Annotated in this window: 19 protein-coding genes; 2 read left to right on the forward strand and 17 right to left on the reverse strand. The window is 64.6% G+C overall.

Annotation, left to right across the window (positions count from 1 at the left end):
- The first annotated feature begins 230 nt into the window (after positions 1-230).
- Positions 231-1,046 carry a pyruvate, water dikinase regulatory protein gene (locus tag U5760_RS19445; RefSeq protein WP_322013922.1) on the forward strand — a complete coding sequence of 272 codons (816 nt, stop codon included), beginning with the start codon at positions 231-233 and terminating at the stop codon, positions 1,044-1,046.
- A 91-nt stretch (positions 1,047-1,137) separates the two neighbouring features.
- On the opposite strand, the gene U5760_RS19450 is transcribed toward U5760_RS19445, so the two are convergent.
- The 17 genes from U5760_RS19450 to U5760_RS19530 form a co-directional block, all read right to left on the reverse strand.
- On the reverse strand, positions 1,138-1,935 hold the full coding sequence (locus U5760_RS19450) for an RNA methyltransferase (RefSeq protein WP_322013923.1): 798 nt from the start codon (positions 1,933-1,935) through the stop codon (positions 1,138-1,140).
- On the reverse strand, positions 1,932-2,687 hold the full coding sequence (gene rnhB, locus U5760_RS19455; protein WP_322013924.1) for a ribonuclease HII: 756 nt from the start codon (positions 2,685-2,687) through the stop codon (positions 1,932-1,934). Before rnhB ends, U5760_RS19450 begins: the two co-directional genes overlap by 4 nt.
- A complete protein-coding gene (lpxB, locus tag U5760_RS19460; protein ID WP_322013925.1) occupies positions 2,684-3,853 on the reverse strand; it encodes a lipid-A-disaccharide synthase in 1,170 nt (389 codons plus the stop codon). The genes rnhB and lpxB overlap by 4 nt, the downstream gene beginning before the upstream one ends.
- Before the next feature lie 3 nt (positions 3,854-3,856).
- A complete protein-coding gene (lpxA, locus tag U5760_RS19465) occupies positions 3,857-4,645 on the reverse strand; it encodes an acyl-ACP--UDP-N-acetylglucosamine O-acyltransferase (RefSeq protein WP_322013926.1) in 789 nt (262 codons plus the stop codon).
- 70 nt (positions 4,646-4,715) lie between these two features.
- Positions 4,716-5,183 carry a 3-hydroxyacyl-ACP dehydratase FabZ gene (fabZ, locus tag U5760_RS19470; protein ID WP_322013927.1) on the reverse strand — a complete coding sequence of 156 codons (468 nt, stop codon included), beginning with the start codon at positions 5,181-5,183 and terminating at the stop codon, positions 4,716-4,718.
- 202 nt (positions 5,184-5,385) lie between these two features.
- Positions 5,386-6,477 carry a UDP-3-O-(3-hydroxymyristoyl)glucosamine N-acyltransferase gene (lpxD, locus tag U5760_RS19475; protein ID WP_322013928.1) on the reverse strand — a complete coding sequence of 364 codons (1,092 nt, stop codon included), beginning with the start codon at positions 6,475-6,477 and terminating at the stop codon, positions 5,386-5,388.
- Positions 6,478-6,507: 30 nt separating this feature from the next.
- Entirely contained in the window at positions 6,508-7,071 is a 564-nt protein-coding gene (locus U5760_RS19480; protein WP_322014118.1) for an OmpH family outer membrane protein, read from the reverse strand.
- 62 nt (positions 7,072-7,133) lie between these two features.
- On the reverse strand, positions 7,134-9,440 hold the full coding sequence (gene bamA, locus U5760_RS19485) for an outer membrane protein assembly factor BamA (protein WP_322013929.1): 2,307 nt from the start codon (positions 9,438-9,440) through the stop codon (positions 7,134-7,136).
- Between the two features lie 66 nt (positions 9,441-9,506).
- Positions 9,507-10,907, reverse strand: coding sequence for an RIP metalloprotease RseP (gene rseP, locus U5760_RS19490; RefSeq protein WP_322013930.1), 1,401 nt, complete (start codon positions 10,905-10,907; stop codon positions 9,507-9,509).
- A gap of 77 nt (positions 10,908-10,984) precedes the next feature.
- A complete protein-coding gene (locus U5760_RS19495; protein ID WP_322013931.1) occupies positions 10,985-12,166 on the reverse strand; it encodes a 1-deoxy-D-xylulose-5-phosphate reductoisomerase in 1,182 nt (393 codons plus the stop codon).
- 36 nt (positions 12,167-12,202) lie between these two features.
- A complete protein-coding gene (locus U5760_RS19500) occupies positions 12,203-13,012 on the reverse strand; it encodes a phosphatidate cytidylyltransferase (protein WP_322013932.1) in 810 nt (269 codons plus the stop codon).
- Positions 13,006-13,794 carry a polyprenyl diphosphate synthase gene (gene uppS / locus U5760_RS19505; protein ID WP_322013933.1) on the reverse strand — a complete coding sequence of 263 codons (789 nt, stop codon included), beginning with the start codon at positions 13,792-13,794 and terminating at the stop codon, positions 13,006-13,008. Before uppS ends, U5760_RS19500 begins: the two co-directional genes overlap by 7 nt.
- A gap of 62 nt (positions 13,795-13,856) precedes the next feature.
- A complete protein-coding gene (gene frr, locus U5760_RS19510) occupies positions 13,857-14,417 on the reverse strand; it encodes a ribosome recycling factor (RefSeq protein ID WP_322013934.1) in 561 nt (186 codons plus the stop codon).
- 102 nt (positions 14,418-14,519) lie between these two features.
- The gene (gene pyrH, locus U5760_RS19515) at positions 14,520-15,236 is read right to left on the reverse strand and encodes a UMP kinase (RefSeq protein ID WP_028229252.1); all 717 of its coding nucleotides are present in this window, start codon (positions 15,234-15,236) and stop codon (positions 14,520-14,522) included.
- Positions 15,237-15,501: 265 nt separating this feature from the next.
- On the reverse strand, positions 15,502-16,383 hold the full coding sequence (gene tsf, locus U5760_RS19520) for a translation elongation factor Ts (RefSeq protein ID WP_322013935.1): 882 nt from the start codon (positions 16,381-16,383) through the stop codon (positions 15,502-15,504).
- Positions 16,384-16,626: 243 nt separating this feature from the next.
- Positions 16,627-17,382, reverse strand: a complete 756-nt coding sequence (gene rpsB / locus U5760_RS19525) for a 30S ribosomal protein S2 (RefSeq protein ID WP_322013936.1) — start codon at positions 17,380-17,382, stop codon at positions 16,627-16,629.
- A gap of 528 nt (positions 17,383-17,910) precedes the next feature.
- Complete coding sequence (locus tag U5760_RS19530) at positions 17,911-18,285, reverse strand: hypothetical protein (RefSeq protein ID WP_322013937.1); 375 nt, start codon at positions 18,283-18,285, stop codon at positions 17,911-17,913.
- 380 nt (positions 18,286-18,665) lie between these two features.
- Here U5760_RS19530 and map point away from each other — a divergent pair, with 380 nt between their 5' ends.
- On the forward strand, positions 18,666-19,487 hold the full coding sequence (gene map, locus U5760_RS19535) for a type I methionyl aminopeptidase (RefSeq protein WP_322013938.1): 822 nt from the start codon (positions 18,666-18,668) through the stop codon (positions 19,485-19,487).
- The last annotated feature ends 335 nt before the right edge of the window (positions 19,488-19,822 follow it).

Raw genomic sequence — 19,822 nt, forward strand, 5'->3', positions numbered from 1 at the left:
GTTAGACGGAATCGCTGCGAGTTGACGTCAGAAGAAGCCACGATAGGCTGCCGTTTGACGCGGTTGCACTGCAATTGCTTATCCAACAGGTTGCCGCTATTCTACCGTGCCGACTCTGGAAAATGTGCCAGTCGGTGAGAATCGCGCCTCGGAACGCTGCACCTCGCGCCGGCCGGGCGCGCCGTCCCTCCTCCAGCGCCTGTAGCAGCGCACGTACCCAGCTTCAAACGATGCCGCCCACCGTATTCATCGTCTCCGACGGTACCGGGATTACCGCCGAGACCTTCGCGCACTCGATCCTCTCGCAGTTCGACCAGAAGTTCCGGCTCATCCGCGTTCCGTTCGTGGACTCGACCGACAAGGCCTACTCGACCGCCGAGAAGATCAACGAAGCCGCCGTGCAGGAAGGCCGTCGCCCGATTGTCTTCACGACGCTCGTGGACAGCCATTCGAACGAGATCGTGAAGCGCTCGAACGCGCTCGTGCTGGACATGTTCCAGACCTTCGTGGAGCCGCTGGAGCAGGAGCTCGAGCTCAAGTCGAGCCACGCGATGGGCCGCGGCCACCAGAACGCCGACACCGACGAGTACAAGAACCGCATCGAGGCGATCAACTTCTCGCTCGCGCACGACGACGGCCAGTCGGACCGTAATCTCGCCGACGCCGACGTGATCCTCGTGGGCGTTTCGCGCAGCGGCAAGACCCCGACGAGCCTGTATCTCGCGATGCAGTACGGCGTGAAGGCGGCGAACTATCCGCTCATTCCCGATGACTTCGAGCGCGGCAAGCTGCCCAATTCTTTGCTGCCGCATCGCTCGAAAATCTTCGGCCTTTCGATCGATCCGCAGCGCCTGACCGAAATCCGCAACGAGCGCCGCCCCGGCAGCAAATATGCGGCGCTGGAGAACTGCCGCTACGAGGTCAACGAGGCCGAGGCGATGATGCGCCGCGAAGGCATCAAGTGGCTTTCCTCGACACACAAGTCGATCGAGGAAATCGCCACGACGATCCTCCAGGAGATCCGCATCGACAAGCCGGCTTATTGAGGTTCGGGCTGAGTCTTCAATCGCGGCTTCAAAGCAAAAACGCCTGTTCGGATGAGCAGGCGTTTTTTGTTTCAGATACCGAACGAAGCGCTCAGGAAGCACTCAGCCGCGCGTGGCGCTGCTGCCGGCACTGCTCGAAGAGACACACCGCAGCCGCCGCGGCTACGTTGAGCGACTCCATGCCGCCCGGCTGCGGGATCGTCACGCGGTGCGCGGCCGCATCGCGCCAGATCTGCGATACGCCGGCCCCTTCGTTGCCGAACACCCATGCCACCGCCCCGGTCAGGTCGCATTCGTCGAGCGCCACGGCGCCATGCGAATCGGTGATGACGACCGGCACGCCCAGCAAATCCGCCAGCGCCGCGGGTTCGACGTTCTCGAACACCTCCAGCAGAAAGTGCGCGCCCATCGCGGAGCGCAGCACCTTCGACGACCATACGTAAGCCGTGCCCGGCGTGCAGAACACCTTATCGATGCCCGCGGCCGCCGCGCTGCGCAGGATCGAGCCGACATTGCCCGCGTCCTGCACGCCGTCGAGAATCACACAGGTGGACGCCACACGATCCGGCAGCACGGCTTCGGGCGTATCGACGAGCAGCAGCATGCCCACACCGTGCACGACGTTCGAAAGCTGGCCGAAGAGCGCGTCGGGCAGCGTCACGACGCGCCGCTCATCGATGCGCGCGACGATCGCTTGCGCCTCTTCGTGCGCGAGCGCGCCGTCGGTCACGATGCAGTATTCGGGCTGGCCGCCGCCATCGAGCCAGGCGCTCGCCAGATGGAAGCCTTCGAGCAGCGCCTGGCCGCTCTTGCGCTGTTGATGCGTCGAGCCGGCCAGCGCCTTCAGGTGCTTGTAGAGCGGATTGTCGCGTGAGGTAATGGCTTTCACGGGCGGCCTGCCGATTGAATCACGATGCCGTGCAGCGCATACGCCTCGCGCACCGGGGCAAACGAGCGGCGATGGTGCACACAGGGGCCATGCTCGCGCAGCGCAGCCAGGTGCTGCGGCGTGCCGTAGCCGGCGTGCGCGTCGAAACCGTACAGCGGATGCGCCTCGTGCAGTTCTAGCAGCATGCGGTCGCGCGTCACCTTCGCGATGATGGACGCCGCCGAAATGCTCGGCACCAGCGCGTCGCCGCCGATCACGGCTTCGCTGCGCACCGGCAGCACCGGGCAGCGGTTGCCGTCGATTTTCGCGAGCGTGGGCGCGATGGAAAGCCCTTCGACCGCGCGCCGCATGGCAAGCAGCGTCGCGTGCAGGATATTGAGCGTGTCGATCTCCTCGACCGTCGCCGATGCCACGCACCAGGCAAGCGAGCGCTCGACGATGAGGTCGTAGAGCGCGTCGCGCGTCTTCGCGGTCAGAGCTTTCGAGTCGTCGAGCCCCTTGATGGGGCGCGCCGGATCGAGTATCACCGCCGCCGCGACCACGGGACCGGCCAGCGGGCCGCGCCCTGCCTCGTCCACGCCGCAGATCACGTCCTCGGGCGACTCGAACAGCAAACCGGCCTGTTCTGCAAACGCATGACGCGTCGCGCGCTTCGCCGCTGCCTTCGAAGGCGCCTCCGCAGCGCGCTTGCCGGCTCCTTGCGCCTTTGGCCGGCCACGTTTGACCGAACCGCTCGATCCGTCGCCCGTCATGCCCGCCCTCTGCGTTTTTCCACGATGCCCGCTACCACTTCCGCGGCGCGTTGCGACGTGTTCTGGCGCAGCGCCAGATGCATCTCCGTGAAGATTTCCGTCAGCGTGCGCCGGTTCGCCTCGTCGTGCAACTGGGTGAGCGTGGCGTCGGCGAGCGCTTCGGGCGTCGCGAAGTGCTGCAGGATTTCGGGCACGACGAAGCGGCCCGCGAGGATATTCGGCAGGCCCACGTAGGGTAGATAGCCCTGCCGACGCATGATCTGGCCCGTGAGCCAGGGCACCTTGTATGAGATGACCATGGGCTTTTTGAGCAGCGCCGCTTCGAGCGTCACCGTGCCGCTCTTCACGAGGATCGCATCGGCGGCCGTCATCGCGAGCTGCGACTGGCCATCGATGATCGTCAGCGCGAGTCCCTGATGCGCATTCGCGAGTTCCTGCAACTGCGCGTGGATCGCCGGCGTCGCCGCCGGCATCACGAAGCGCAGGCCCGGCTCGCGCTGCTGCATGATCTGCATCGCGTCGAAAAACGTCGGCCCGATCAGATTGATCTCGGAGCGGCGGCTGCCCGGCAGCACCGCGATCACAGGCCCGCTTTCGGGCAGGTCCAGCGCGCGTCGCGCGCCCGGCACGTCGGGTTCGAGCGGAATCTCGTCGGCAAGCGGGTGGCCCACGTACGACGCTGCCACGCCCGCCTTCTCCAGTATCGCCGTCTCGAACGGGAACACGCACAGCATGTGATCCACGGACTTCTGGATCTTCTTGATGCGCCCGCCCCGCCACGCCCAGATCGACGGGCAGACGAAATGGATGGTCGGAATGCCGGCCGCGCGCAGCGAATGTTCGAGGCCGAAATTGAAGTCCGGCGCGTCGACGCCGACGAACGCGTCGGGCGGATCGGCCAGCACCTGATGCTTGAGCTCGCCGCGAATGCGCAGAATCTCGGGAATATGCCGGAGCGCCTCGACGTAGCCGCGCACCGTGAGCTTGTCCATCGGCCAGTGCGCGTCGAAACCGGCGGCCGCCATGCGCGGGCCGCCGATTCCATAGTACTGCGTCGTATCGGGCAGACGGCCCGCGAGACCGTTGAGCAACGACGCGGCGAGCAGATCGCCGGACGGCTCGCCGGCCACCATCGCGAGCCGCAGGGGACGGGTCGAGAGCGCCATCGGTTAGCGGATGATGCCGCGCTGCGACTGCTCGACGAAGTCGATCAGCGCCTTCACATAGGCATCGCCGTCGCCGCCGGCGCCCGCCAGCTCCGCGAGCTGGGCCTTCGCCTCTTCGAGCGAGAGCCCGTTCTTGTAGAGCGTGCGGTAGGCCGAGCGCAGCGCCGAAATCGCATCGGGCGAGAAGCCGCGGCGACGCAGGCCCTCGACGTTGATGCCGTGCGGCACCGCCTTGTTGCCGGCCGCGATCACGAACGGCGGCACATCCTGCACGAGCGCCGAAGCGCCGCCCACCATCGCGTGCGCGCCGATGCGCACGTACTGGTGCACGCCCGTCATGCCGCCGACCACGGCGTAGTCGTCCACGATCACGTGGCCCGCGAGCTGTGCATTGCTCGACATGATCACGTTGTTGCCGATACGGCAGTCGTGGCCGACGTGCACATAGGCCATGATCCAGTTGTCGTCGCCGATGATCGTGACGCCGGTGTCCTGCACCGTGCCCGTATGCAGCGTCGTGAATTCGCGGATCGTGTTGCGGTTGCCGATCACGAGCTTCGTGGGCTCGTCCCGGTACTTCATGTCCTGCGGACGGCCGCCGACCGATGCGTAATGACCGATGCGGTTGTCTTCGCCGATCGTCGTATGGCCTTCGAGCACGCTGTGCGAGCCGACCACGGTTCGCGCACCGATGCTCACATGCGCGCCGACGATGGCATACGGGCCGATCTCGGCCGTCTCGTCGATCTGCGCGCCCGTTTCGACGATTGCAGTGGGATGAATCCTGCTCATTCGCCCTCGCTTCGATTTCAGTTGCGTGCCGGCGCGCCATGCGGCGCGCGCGGACACTACGCGACGCGCGTTATTGCGCGGGCGCGTCGTTCTTCTTCACGGTGCACATCAGCTCTGCTTCGCAGGCGACGACGCCGTCCACTTCCGCATGCGCCTTGAACTTCCAGATGCCGCGCATGTAGCGCTCGAACGTGGCGTTCAGGATCAGCTGGTCGCCCGGCTCCACCACGCGCTTGAAACGCGCGCCGTCGATGCCGACGAAGTAGTAGAGCGTGTTCGTGAAGTCCTGCTGCTCTTCCGAGAACGTGAGGAGCGCGGCCGTTTGCGCGAGCGCCTCGAGGATCATCACGCCGGGCATCACCGGACGCGTGGGGAAATGGCCCGTGAAAAAGGGCTCGTTGACCGTCACGTTCTTCAACGCCTTGATGCTCTTGTGCGGCTCCAGTTCGAGAACCCGGTCCACCATCAGGAACGGATAGCGATGCGGCAGCAGCGTGAGGATCTTGTGGATGTCGAAGTTGAGTTTTTCGATGTTCATGGTGTTTCTGCTCACGCAGGAGTTGCGCGATGACTAGCGGTGCCGATGCCGACGCCGCGCGCGCTTGCGCGCAGTATGCGCTACGCACGCGAAATCGGGCATGCGGATCTGCCCGGAGCGCGATCCGGCCACGAAAACCGGCGCCATACACTGCACGCCGGCTCCGGCCGCCTCGCCCGTATGCCCCGGAAAATACCTTGGTTTATGCGCCGCCTTGCGGCTTGTCGGCGAGCGCCGCTTCGAGCGCCCGGATGCGGTCGCGCAGCTTGTCGATATTGCGCAGGAGCGCGGCGCTCTTGTTCCAGTCCGCGTGCTCCACGGCCGGAAACGCGCTGGTGTACATGCCGGGCTTCTTCAGCGACTTCGAGACGCCCGACTGCGCCGTCACGATCACGTAGTCGGCGAGCGTCACGTGCCCTGCAATGCCCACCGCGCCGCCGATCATGCAATGGCGGCCGATCGTCGTGCTGCCCGCGATACCGGCACAGCCGGCGATCACGGTGTACGCGCCGATCTTGCAGTTGTGCCCGATCTGCACGAGATTATCGATCTTCACGCATTCTTCGATGATCGTGTCGGCCATGGCCCCGCGGTCGATGGTCGTATTCGCACCGATCTCGACGTCGGAACCGATCGAAACGCCACCCACCTGCGGAATCTTGACCCAGCTGCCCGTGCGTGCCTCGCCGTCGCCCTGGAAATCGGGGGCAAAGCCGAAGCCGTCCGAGCCGATCACCGCGCCCGCGTGCACGATCGCGCGCTCGCCGATACGGCAGCCGTGATAGACGGCCACACCCGGGTACAGGTGCGAGCCCGCGCCGATCTGCGTGCCGCGGCCGACGAACACGTTCGCGTCGAGGCGCACGTTCTCGCCGATCACGGCGCCTGCCTCGATCGTCACGTTCGGGCCGACCACCGCGCTGGCGGCAACCTTCGCCGTGGCGTCGACATTCGCGCGGGGGTGCACGCCCGATTGCACCTTCGGTGCCGCCAGATCGATGAACGCCTGCGCGACGCGCGCGAAATAAGCATACGGATTGGGTGTGACGATGAAGTTGCGGGCGCCATGCACAGGGTTTGCGCCCGAAGCAACCTTCGCAAGATCGCCCGGGCTGATGAGCACCGCGCCGGCGCGGGTCGTTTCGACCTGCGCCAGGTACTTCGGATTGGCGAGGAACGCCAGTTGTTGCGGACCCGCCTGGTCGAGCGGCGCAAGCGAGCCGACCCGCTGCGCCGGGTCGCCGACCACTTCACCGCCAAAACGCCCGGCGAGTTCCTCAAGCGTGAAAGCCATGCTCGTGCTGCTCCTGCCTTGTTCTTTACGTCAGTTGGTACTGCTCGCACCCGATGCCGGGATCGCGCCGCTCGCGGAGGCGAGCGCCTTCAGCACCTGATCGGTGATGTCGATGCGCGGACTCACGTAGACCGCTTCCTGCACGATCAGGTCGTAGTGCTGCTGCTCGGCGATCTGCTTGATCACCTTGTTGGCCCTGTCCAGCACCGCGGCGAGTTCCTCGTTGCGGCGCTGGTTCAGGTCCTCGCGAAATTCGCGCTGCTTGCGCTGGAAGTCGCTGTCGAGCTGCGACAGGTCACGCTGCTTCTGTGCGCGATCGGTCGCCGACAGCGACGGCCCGTTCTTGTCGAGCGCATCGGACATGGCCTTCAGGCGCTGCGCCATATCCTGCAAATCCTTGTCGCGCTTGGCAAACTCCGCTTCCAGCTTGGTTTGCGCAGCCTTCGCGGGGGCGGATTCGCGCAGGATGCGGTCGGAGTTGACCGCCGCGATTCTCGCCTCCTGCGCCTGGGCCGCGCCCGCGCCGAAAGCAAATACCGCCAGCGATAGCGCCATGGCCCCGAACATCCGTCTTGAAAACATACCCGTTAGCAAAGTCATCCTCTCGATTCTCTGGATTCCCGTTCCCGCCGTGCCACGCGTTCGCGTAGCGCCGGTCAGAACGCCGTCCCGATCTGGAACTGGAACTTCTGGTACTGATCGCCTTCGTGCTTCGTGATCGGAAAGCCCATGCTCAGCTTGAGCGGCCCGATCGGCGAAATCCACGCAAGACCCACACCGTAGCTGTAGCGCAGGCCGTTCGCGCCAATGCTGTTGCCTTCCGTCCCCCAGACGTTACCACCATCGAGGAACGTGAAGACGCGCAGTGTACGGTCATAACCCGTGCCCGGCAGCGGGAACATCAGTTCGATATTGCCGACCACCATCTTCGAACCGCCGATCGGATCGTTCGTCGTCTTGTCGCGCGGACCCAGCGAGCTCGGCTCGTAACCGCGCACGGAACCGATACCGCCCGCGTAGTAGTTCTTGAAGATCGGATACGGCTTGCCGCCGAGGCCATTGCCGTAGCCGGCCTGGAAGTTCATGCCGAGCACGAAGCCGCGCGCAAACGAGTAATAGTACTGCGCCTGCACGTCGGCCTTGTAGTACTCCGTACTGCCGATCGGCGTGCCGAATTCGGCGTTCGCCTGCGTGAAATACCCCCGGCTCGGCACGAGTGCGCTGTCACGCGCGTCGCGCGACCAGCCCATCGTGAGCGGCACGTTGTTCGACACGCGGCCGAAATCGGCCACGTAGTCGAGGTAGCTCTGCGGCGTGTACTGGTCGGGGTCGAGCCGATCCTGCTCGAAGCCCGCGCCGAAATACACCGTATCGACTTCCGAGAACGGAATGCCGAACTTCAGGTCGCCGCCGGCCGTGACGATCTTGAAGCTCGAATCGCTCGAGTAGTAGAGCGGCTGATACGTGCGGTAATACACGTCGGTAATGCGCTTGATGCCGTCCACCGTGAAGTACGGATCCACCTGCGTAACGGCCAGCGTGCGGTACGAACTCGCCGTGTTCACGTTCACGGAGAGCGACGTGCCCGAACCGAACACGTTGTCCTGCGACACGCCCGCCGACAGCACGACCTTGTCGGTGGACGAGAAGCCGGCACCGAGCGTGATCGCACCGGTCGGCTTTTCGACGACCTTCACGTTCACGTCCACCTGGTCGGCGGTGCCTTCCACGGGGACCGTGCTCACATCGACGTCGGTAAAGTAACCAAGACGGTTGACGCGGTCCTTCGACAGCCCGAGGCGGTTCGAATCGAACCACGCGCTTTCGAGCTGGCGCATTTCGCGGCGCACGACTTCGTCGCGCGTGCGCGTATTGCCGACCACGTTGATACGGCGCACGTACACGCGGCGGCCCGGATCGATCTGCAGCGCGAGATCGACGGTGTGATTCGCCCGGTCGATCTGCGGCACGGCGTTGACGGTCGCGAACGCGTAGCCGTATTCGCCGAGCTTGTCGACGAGCGCCCTGGTGGTCGCCGTCAGCTTCGCGGCCGAGAAGGTCTCGCCCGGCTTGATCCCGATCAGCTTGTTGAGCTCGCCTTCGCGGTCGAGCAGATTACCGGTCAGATGAACGCCCGACACCTTGTAGGGCTCGCCTTCGTGAATCCCGATCGTGAGGTACATGTCCTTCTTGTCGGGCGAGAGCGACACCTGGGTCGAGTCGATGTTGAACTCGAGATACCCGTGGTTCAGATAGTACGAGCGCAGGCTCTCGAGGTCGCCCGTGAGCTTGTCCTTCGAATACAGGTCGGCCTTCGTGTACCACGAGAACCAGTTCGGCGTGGACAGCTGCATCTCCGAGAGCAGCGTGCCGGTGCTGTACACCTTGTTGCCGATGAAGTTGATCTGGCGGATCTTCGCGCTCGGACCTTCGACGACGGAGAACAGAAGGCTCACGCGGCTGCGGTCGATCGGCGTCGCGGTGGTCGTGACCTGTGCCGCGTAATAGCCGCGCGTGAGGTACTGGCGCTTGAGTTCCTGCTCGGCGCGATCGACGAGCGCCTTGTCGTAATAGCGGCCCTGCGAGAGTCCCACCGACTTGAGCGCCTTCGTGAGGTTGTCCTTGTCGAACTCGTGCAGACCTGCGAAGTCGATCGAGCCGACCGCCGGACGTTCCTGAACCTGGACCACCACCACGTTGCCCTGCGCCGCGATCTTCACGTCGTTGAAGAAACCCGTTGCGTAGAGCGCGCGGATCGCCTCGGAAGCCTTGTCGTCGTTGAAAGTCTCGCCCTGCTTGATGGGCAGGTACGCGAATACGGTGCCCGGCTCGATGCGTTGCAGGCCTTCGATGCGGATGTCCTGAACCACGAAAGGCGTGGTTGCTGCGTGAACAACCAGTCCATGTGCGGCAACCGCTGCTGCTGCAACCGACTTCGGAATCAAGCGATGAGGTCTAAACAACGTGCTTCCCCAGGTATGTATAGCGGCATCCAGCCGGGCGGCCGCCCGAGGACGCCGCCAGACACTTTAAAAATGGATTAACCTAGCCAGATCGTTGAACAACGCGATCGCCGACAGTGCGACGATGCAGGCCAGCCCCGCCCGCTGCAGCACGAGCTGCCAGCGATCCGATACGGCTTTGCCCGTTACGGCTTCAACCAGATAATATAACAGATGCCCCCCGTCCAATACCGGAATTGGGAGCAGGTTGAGCACGCCCAGGCTAATGCTGACAAGGGCGAGGAACGAGAGGAAGGCCGACGGCCCGAGGCGCGCGCTCTTGCCCGCGTAGTCGGCAATCGTGACCGGGCCCGACAGGTTCTTAAGCGACGCTTCGCCTGTAATCATGCGGCCGAACATCCGCAGCGAATACACCGCGATATCCCACGTGCGATACGCGCCGAGGCGCAGGCTCTCCACGGGCCCATAACGCACATCCACCGAAGGCGCCTGCGCGGAGAGCGCCGCACCGATGCGGCCCACCTGGTCGCCCGTTTCTTCGTCGGTCTGCACCTGGGGCACGACGGTAAGCGTAACGGTTTGCCCTTGCTGGCCCTGCTGCCCTTCATCCGTCTGCCCGCGCAGCACCTCGATGCGCACCGGCTTGCCCGCATGGCCCTTCACATAGGCGATGAACGTGTTCGCGCTGTCGACCGGCCGGCCGTCGATGGCATGCAGGCGATCGCCCTTTTGCAGCCCGGCCTGCTCCGCCGCGCTGCCCGGCTCGACGCCCGCGACCTGCAGCTTGCCGCCGCCCGGTTCGAGGCCGAGGCGCGACATGAAATCGTCGTCGAGATCCTTGCCGCTCAGGTGCGAGAGGTCGAGCGGGAAGTCGTAGGTACTGCCGCCGTCACGGGCGGCCAGCACGACGCGGCTGTGATCGAACGCCGCCGAAAGCAGCTTCCAGCGCAGATCCGACCACGAGCGCACGGGCTCCGTATCGCTGCCGTTTGCATCGCTGACCGAAACGATTTTCTCGCCGCCCTGAAAGCCCGCTCTCGCGGCTGCACTCTGTGCGCCGGGTGCGGCGACGATCGCCGCCGGCTCGTTCACGCCGGTCGCGAAAACCAGCGAAAACAGCGCGATAGCCAGCAGGAAATTGGCAATGGGACCGGCTGCGACAATGGCGATGCGCTTGCCCACCGACTGGCGGTTGAACGCCTGCGCGAGATCGCCTGGCGCGATCGTGTCGGGCGACTCGCGCTCGTCGAGCATCTTGACGTAGCCGCCCAGCGGCAGCGCCGAAATGGTCCACTCGGTGCCGCTCTTCTTGCTGACCCACTGCAGGAGCGGCCGGCCGAAGCCGATCGAAAAGCGCAGGACCTTCACGCCGCACAGACGCGCGACGCTGTAATGCCCGTACTCGTGCACGACGACGAGCACGCCGATCGCCACGACAAAAGCCACCAGTTCGGTGAGCAGGTTCATACGTACCTCCTGCTAACAGCGTGCGGGTCTCGGCGCGGCCTCAGGGCAAGCCCCGGCGAAGCGCCCCTGAAAGCGTTTCAGGCCGGCACCGGCAAGCTGTCGATGATGGTGTGCGCCGCACGGCGCGCGGCGGCATCGGCTTCCAGCACGACGTCGAGACTCGACGCGCTCGTGTTTCCGAGTGCGTTGAGTACGGCATCGACCGTCTGCGCGATCGCCATGAAACCGATGCGGCGGTTGAGGAACGCCTCCACCGCGACCTCATTGGCCGCGTTGAGCGTCGCACTCGCGACGCCGCCTTCCGCGAGCGCCTTCATGGCAAGCGCGAGGCAGGGGAAACGCTGGTAATCGGGCTTCTCGAATGTGAGCGTCGCCACCTGCGTGAGATCGAGCTGCGCGACGCCCGAATCGACGCGATCCGGAAACGCCAACGCGTGCGCGATCGGCGTGCGCATGTCGGGATTGCCCAGTTGCGCGAGCACCGAACCGTCCGCGTACGACACCATCGAATGGATCGTGCTTTGCGGATGAATCAGCACCTCGATGCGCTCGCCCGGCAGATCGAACAGGTAATGCGCCTCGATCACCTCGAGGCCCTTGTTCATCATCGTCGCCGAATCGACCGAGATCTTGCGGCCCATCGACCAGTTCGGATGCTTGCAAGCTTCCTCGGGCGTCACGTTGACGAGGGTGGCCGGTTCGCGCGTACGGAACGGGCCGCCTGATGCGGTGAGGACGATCTTCGAGACGCCGCCGTGCTGCGCCGCGTCGAGCGGCAGGCACTGGAAAATCGCGTTGTGCTCGCTGTCCACCGGCAAGAGGACCGCGCCGTTGTCGTGCACCGCGTCCATGAAGATGTCGCCCGACATCACGAGCGCTTCCTTGTTCGCGAGCAGAATGCGCTTGCCGGCGCGCGCCGCCGCGAGCGTGGGCGCGAGACCCGCCGCGCCGACGATGGCCGCCACCACGGTGTCGCAGCCGTCGCTCTTCGAGACGTCCACGAGCGCCTGCGGGCCGTACGTCACGATCGTGCGGCAACCCGCCTCGCGCAGCTTCTTTTCGACCCGCGCGGCCGTTTCGGCGTCGCCGACCACGGCCACTTCGGGCGAAAAGCGCAGGCACTGCTCGACGAGCTTGTCGCCGTTGCGGTGCGCCGTGAGCGCGTACACCGAGAAGCGTTGCGGATGACGCGCGACGACGTCGAGCGTGCTGTCTCCGATCGAGCCCGTGGATCCGAGCAATGTCAGTCGTTTTTGCATATTCAATTCTCTAACCGGGCGTCTCTAAGCCGGCCGTTAGCCAAGCAGCAGCATGGCGAGCGGCAGCACAGGCAGTAGCGCGTCGATGCGGTCGAGCACCCCGCCGTGGCCCGGCAAAAGGCCGCTCGAATCCTTCACGCCGGCCTGGCGCTTCAGCATCGACTCGAACAAGTCGCCTACCACGCTGAACGCGACCAGCACGGAAAGCACGAAGAGCGCGCGGCCGACGCCAAGGGCGGCCGCCAGCGCGGAATACAGCGTCGGCTCGAACGCGTGCAGCGCGATCGCGGCCACCGACACCGCCATCACGGCGGCCCAGCCGCCCACCGCGCCCTCCCAGGTCTTGCCCGGGCTGATGGCGGGCGCAAGCTTGTGGCGCCCGAAGGCCTTACCGGCAAAGTATGCGCCGATATCGGCCAGCCAGACGACAAGGAGCAGCGACAGCACGAACGCCACGCCCGCCGTGCGCGCCGCGACGAGCGCATGCCAGCAGGCGGCGAAAATCACGAGGCCCGCGACCAGCAGGAAGGTGCGCCAGGCACCCGCGGCGAGCACGGGCTTGCGCAGCAGCACGTACGGGCCGGCCACGATCCAGAAAATACCGGCGGCCTGAAAAAGCGGACGCGGCGCGTCGAGTCGCGTGGAAAGCGCCACCGCCGCCGCCGCGATCGCGGCATAGACGATGGAGCCGGTCGAACCGGCCTTCAGGAGGCGCGCCCACTCCCACGCGGCGAACACCACGACGACGCCGATCAGGGCGCCGAACGCCGCCACCGGCGCGAACAGCGTGACCGGCAGGAAGACGGCCAGCAGGACGATCGCCGTGATGACACGGGTCTTTAGCATGAAAGCGAGTCGGCGTTCTGGGATTGGTTTTGGGTGTCGAGCTGGGCGCTCGTGCGGCCGAAGCGGCGTTCGCGTTCGGCATAAGAATCGATCGCGCGGCCGAGTGCGGCGGCATCGAAGTCCGGCCAGTACGTATCGGTGAAATAGAATTCGGCGTAAGCGAGCTGCCACAGCAGGAAATTGCTGACGCGCTGCTCCCCGCCCGTGCGAATGAAGAGATCGGGCTCCGGCGCATACGCCATGGCGAGGTGCTGGCCGAGCGTATCCTCGGTCACCGCTACCGGCTCGCCGGCGCGGGCACTCTCCTCCACCAGCTTGCGGGTGGCCTGCATGATGTCCCAGCGGCCGCCGTAATTCGCGGCGATCGTGAGCGTGAGACGCGTGTTGCGCGCCGTCTTGGTTTCGGCGCGGCGGATCAGGTCCTGGATGCGCTCGTTGAACATCGAGAGATCGCCCACGACGCGCAGACGAATGCCGTTCGCATGCAGACGCCCGACCTCGCGCTCGAGCGCCGTGACGAAGAGGCGCATCAGGAACGAGACTTCGTCGGTCGGACGGCGCCAGTTCTCGGAGCTGAACGCGAACAGCGTCAGGTACTCGACGCCGCGCTCGACGCAGGCTTCGACGACCGAACGCACGGCGTCGACGCCGCGCGTATGCCCCGCGACGCGCGGCAAGCGGCGCTGCGTCGCCCAACGGCCGTTGCCGTCCATGATGATCGCGATGTGGCGCGGCACGGCCGCCACGTCGGGCACGCGAACGGTTGAGCTGGTATAGGTCATGGCCGTCGGACTCAAACTGCAATAAGGAAGGAAACCCTGGCGGGACTGAGAGCCTTGCGGCCTCAGACCGTCATGATTTCCGCTTCCTTGGTCTGGACGAGCTTGTCGATCTCGGTCACGAAGCGGTCGGTCAGCTTCTGGACGTCGTCGCCCGCGCGGCGCTCGTCGTCTTCCGAGATTTCCTTGTCCTTCACGAGTTTCTTGAGCTGCTCGTTGGCGTCGCGGCGCAGGTTGCGCACGGCCACCTTGGCCGTTTCGCCTTCGCTCTTGACGACCTTGGTGAGCTCCTTGCGGCGCTCTTCGGTCAGCGCGGGCATCGGCACGCGGATCAGGTCGCCGTGCGTGGCCGGGTTCAGACCCAGATCCGACTCGCGGATCGCCTTTTCGACGACCTGGACCATCTTCTTTTCCCACGGCTGGACGCCGATCGTGCGCGCATCGACGAGCGTCAGGTTCGCGACCTGCGAGATGGGCACGGGCGAGCCGTAATAATCGACCTGGATGTGATCGAGCAGACCGGTATGCGCCCGGCCCGTGCGGATCTTGGCCAGATCGCCCTTGAACGCTTCGATCGAGCGCTGCATCTTCTGCTCAGCGCCCTTCTTGATGTCAGCCACAGCCATTTTGAAACCTCCGAAACTTCTAGACGGTACAAGCCCGCGGTCACCCCGGGGGTGCCCCGGGAGCCGCGAGGCCCGCATTCGAGCCTCTCGTACGACGAGAGTTTACACGTGGACGAGCGTACCTTCGTCTTCGCCCTGAACGATGCGCTTGAGCGCGCCCGGCTTGACGATCGAGAAAACGCGGATCGGCAGCTTCTGGTCGCGGCACAGCGCGAACGCCGTCGCGTCCATGACCTGCAGGTTACGGCCGATCGCCTCGTCGAAGCTGATCGTCGAGTAGCGGGTGGCCGTCGGATCCTTCTTGGGGTCCGCCGAATAGACGCCGTCGACCTTGGTCGCCTTCAGCACGACTTCCGCGCCCACTTCCGAGCCGCGCAGCGCGGCGGCCGTGTCGGTCGTGAAGAACGGGTTGCCCGTGCCGGCCGCGAAGATCACGACCTTGCCTTCTTCCAGCTGGCGAATTGCGCGGGGGCGGATGTACGGCTCGACCACCTGGTCCATGCGCAGCGCCGACTGCACGCGCGCCTCGATGCCGGCGTGACGCATGGCGTCCTGCAGCGCGAGCGCGTTCATCATCGTGGCGAGCATGCCCATGTAGTCGGCGGTCGCGCGGTCCATGCCGGCCGCGCCGCCCGCGACGCCGCGGAAAATGTTGCCGCCGCCGATCACCACCGCGAGCTGCGTGCCGAGCCGCACCACCTCGGCCACGTCAGCCACCATTCGTTCGATGGTGGCGCGATTGATGCCGAAGGCATCGTCGCCCATCAGGGCTTCACCGGAGAGTTTGAGCAGGACACGTTTATAGGCGGGTGTGGGCATGGGGTATCCAGATCGCGCGGAAAGGCAATAACTTGAAACTGTAGGGGTGAAATACGGCTTCGGGCAAGCACCGTCAGAAATGACGGCGCCGGAAGCGCCACCTCACGCGGCGAGGGCTGGCTCGCGCTCAGGTGCCATTGAGGTGCCGCTACGCTGCCCGCCGCGGCGAAAACGCTTCGCCGCGGTTACTGCAATGCTGCTGGTACTGCAACTGCTGCGGGTACGGCTGCTGCTGCCGTACTTTCGCGTAGAACGCGCGCGGACCTTATTGCTGCTTTGCAGCAGCGACTTGCGCGGCCACTTCGGCGGCGAAATCGTCCTGGCGCTTCTCGATGCCTTCGCCGACCACGAACAGCGTGAACTTCTGGACCGACGAACCGGCGGCCTTCAGCATCTGCTCGATCGTCTGCTTGTCGTTCTTCACGAACGTCTGGTTCAGCAGCGAGACTTCCTTCAGGTACTTCTGGACCGAACCGTCGACCATCTTCGCGACGATCTCGGCCGGCTTGCCCGATTCGGCGGCCTTCTGCTCGGCGATGCTGCGCTCCTTGGCGATCAGGTCGGCCGGCACGTCGTCCGACGAGAGCGAGACCGGCTTCATTGCGGCGATGTGCATCGCCACGTCCTTGCCGACCTGCTCTTCCGCGCCCGTGTACTCGACCAGCACGCCGATGCGCGTGCCGTGGAGGTACGAAGCGAGCTTGTTCGAGGTTTCGAAACGCGAGAAGCGGCGGATCGACAGGTTTTCGCCGATCTTGCCAACGAGTGCGAGACGCACCGCGTCGACCGTCGAGCCGTCCAGCGGCAGCGCCGAGAGGGCCGCGACGTCAGCCGGGTTTTGCGTGGCGACCAGCTCGGCCACCTTGTTCGCGAAAGCGAGGAAGTCGTCGTTCTTCGCGACGAAGTCGGTTTCGCAGTTCAGCTCGACCACGGCGCCGGCGTTGCCGCCGACGAACGAAGCGATCACGCCTTCAGCCGTGACGCGCGAGGCTGCCTTGCTCGCCTTGTTGCCGAGCTTCACGCGCAGCAGCTCTTCGGCGCGCGCCATGTCGCCGTCGGCTTCCGTCAGCGCCTTCTTGCATTCCATCATCGGCGCGTCGGTTTTCGCGCGCAGTTCTGCCACCATGCTTGCGGTAATTGCCGCCATCATTCGCTCCTTGAGTCTGTCTGGTACACGCCGACCGCCATTCGATGCGGCCGGCAGGAATTCGTTTCCACGAGACACGCTTTTTTACAGTCTCGCTGTGCCGCCCCTATGACACGAACATGACGCGAAACATGATGCCAATCGCGCGCACATCGCACACATCGCGCCGGGGCGGCCGAAAGTCGCGGCTTAAAAAAAAGGGGCCTATGGAAAGCCCCCTTTTCTTGCCGGACACGGGGCAGCTTACGCCTCCGAATTGACCTCGACGAACTCGTCGTCGCCGTCGTTGCCGCGCGCGGCGACAACCACGTCGTTGACCGCGTTCGCACGGCCTTCGAGGATCGCGTCGGCCACGCCTTGCGTGTACAGCGCGACAGCCTTGCTGGCGTCGTCGTTACCCGGGATGACGTAGTCGATGCCTTCCGGCGAGTGGTTCGTATCGACCACGGCGATGACGGGGATGCCCAGCTTGTTGGCTTCCGTCACGGCAATCTTGTGGTAGCCGACGTCGACCACGAAGATCGCGTCCGGAATGCCGCCCATGTCCTTCACGCCGCCGATCGACTTTTGCAGCTTGGCGATTTCGCGTTCGAACAGGAGCGCTTCCTTCTTGCTCATCTTTTCGAGCTCACCCGCTTCGACGGCTGCTTCCATGTCCTTCAGGCGCTTGATCGAAACCTTCAGCGTCTTGAAGTTGGTCAGCATGCCGCCGAGCCAGCGCGCGTTCACGAACGGCATGCCGGCGCGGTTTGCCTCTTCGGCGATCGTGTCGCGCGATTGACGCTTCGTGCCGACGAACAGGACCGTGCCGCGGTTCGATGCCAGCTGACGCACGTACTTCAGTGCGTCGTTGTACATCGGCAGCGTCTTTTCGAGGTTGATGATGTGAATCTTGTTGCGATGACCGAAGATGAACGGGGCCATCTTGGGGTTCCAGAAGCGCGTCTGGTGACCGAAGTGGACACCGGCTTCCAGCATCTGGCGCATGGTAACTGCCATGTTTAATTCTCCGTGAGGGTTGGGTCTGAAGCCGGCTGCCGCATCGCTCGCGCCCTCCTTTCCTGACGAAAGGGTCTGGCACGCGCGACACCCTGGATGCGCCGGCTCGCGAGTCAAATCTGATACGCTGTGTGGTCTGACCATCTGCTGCGTATTTTTACTGCACTGCCTTTACTGCACTGTCGCTACCGGAAATTCATCCGCTTCCGGTATTGCTGCTTTCCTGCACTTTTTCTTTACTACCTGCGCCCGCGACAGCAACGAGCGCACCGCCAACCCGCCGATTCCTCCAAGTTTTGAAAGAATACAGGGATCGACTTAGCCGATGATTATAGCACGCGGAATGCGGCTCGCTCAAGCCAGCTATTACCCTCGGGGATGGGTAAGCATTCTCGGCCTGCTGCAAGCAGGGGAAGGTCTACTCCTTGAAACGTAACCTGTGCAATCGTGAAACTGGAGCCTGCCACTCACGCGCACGGCGACGATCCACATAGCGTGCAATGCGCACCGGCGCGCGGTGTTCTGCCCCTATGAACCACTCGCATGCAAAAGAGGAAACCACCCAACGATGAGCACGATCGTTACACCGCAGCCCACCGCCAGCACCGGGTAGAAAAGCCAGCCAAAACTCTTCCACTCCCGGGCGTCTCCACGCGCTTCATCGAACTCCCGCGTAAAGTGCTTTCGTATCCGCGTTTGGCGGTCACGCCGCAGTTCGATTGCATCGTCAAGGCCTTTGATGACAACAACGCCAAAAGCCAGAGTCAGCACCGCCAGGCCGCACAATACGTACTTCTCACAGACCGAAGGCTTGCCGGCGAACGCAGCAATCGTCACGAGGGCGGCGTAGAGCAGAAGCGCGTAGTTTGCGGAGTTCCACTGCTGGGCTTTGAAGCTCGCCAATTCAGAAACGCAAGATGTGTAAAGCAGTTGCAGTTCTTTGCAACACGATCGTGGTGCGCTTCGCCTTTGTCTGCTGTGTTTTGGTCGCACATGGTCTAGCCCTCGCATATCGCAGGAATGCCTGCAGTCCTGGTTCCCCGAAGCTTCGCCCCAGGGCGGGGCCAAACCCGCCTGATCGGCGTACAATATCGAAATCTTAGGCGGATAGATGGGTCGCGAAGCGTACAGCGGCCCATTTTCATTTGGGGTAACGGCTTCCATCGCGGATACCTCTACCCTCGCCCTTACCGTATTAATTGGTGGAAAACTGGCGGCAAAACGCTCCCTGCGGGCACCAAACCAGACACCAAACCCTTTAAAATCAAGGGGTTAATAACATTATGACCGTCTCGATCAAGAACGAACACGACATCGCGCAGATGCGCGTCGCCTGCCGGCTGGCGAGCGAGGTGCTCGACTACATCACGCCCCACGTCGCCGCGGGCATCACGACGGGCGAGCTCGACCGCCTGTGCCACGAATACATGACCAACGTGCAGGGCACGGTCCCCGCGCCGCTGAACTACCAGCCGCCCGGCTATCCGCCGTACCCGAAGGCCACCTGCATTTCGGTCAACGACGTGATCTGTCACGGTATTCCTGGCGAAAAGGCGCTCAAGAACGGCGACGCGCTCAACATCGACATCACCGTCATCAAGGACGGCTACTTCGGCGACACGAGCCGCATGTTCATCGTGGGCGAAGGCTCGATCCTCGTGAAGCGCCTCGTCCAGACGACGTACGAGTGCATGTGGCTCGGCATCGACCAGGTGCGCCCCGGCGCCCATCTGGGCGACATCGGCTACGCCATCCAGCGTTATGCCGAAGCCCAGGGCTACAGCGTCGTGCGCGAGTACTGCGGCCATGGCATCGGCACGGTTTTCCACGAGGATCCGCAGGTGCTGCACTACGGCCGCCCCGGCACGGGCATCGAACTCCTGCCCGGCATGATGTTCACGGTCGAGCCGATGATCAACGCCGGCCGCCGCGAGATCCGCACGATGCCGGACCAGTGGACGGTCAAGACCAAGGACCGCAGCCTCTCGGCCCAGTGGGAGCACACGGTGCTCGTCACCGAGACCGGCTATGAAGTGCTGACCGTCTCCGCCGGCACGCCGGCGAAGCCGGCCATCGTCGCGCAAGCGGCGGGCACGGCAGCCTGAGCAGGCTGAGCGGCCCGGCTGGGGCCCGTAAAGCGGGATCTCCCGAAACGGCCGCCGGGCCGCCGCACTCCCGAGGGCCCAAGCGGTATTTCGTCCCCTGGCAAGGGCGCTGCGGCCGCGAGACAATCCCGTTGTAAATGCAACAAGGCAAGCGCGCAGCCCGGATCGAAGGCGGTCACCGTCCGCGCCCGCGAAAACGCATCATCCAGCGCATAACCCGGCGCATGCCCCGATGCATGCGGCTGGCCGCCCGGCCTCGGCGGCGAACCGGCAGATCCGGCCCGAGCGGCGTCTCGGCCGGCCGATTTCCAACCCGCGCACGGATTACCCGAGCC

It is taken from the genome of Paraburkholderia sp. J12 (assembly GCF_905220215.1).
Lineage (GTDB): Bacteria > Pseudomonadota > Gammaproteobacteria > Burkholderiales > Burkholderiaceae > Paraburkholderia.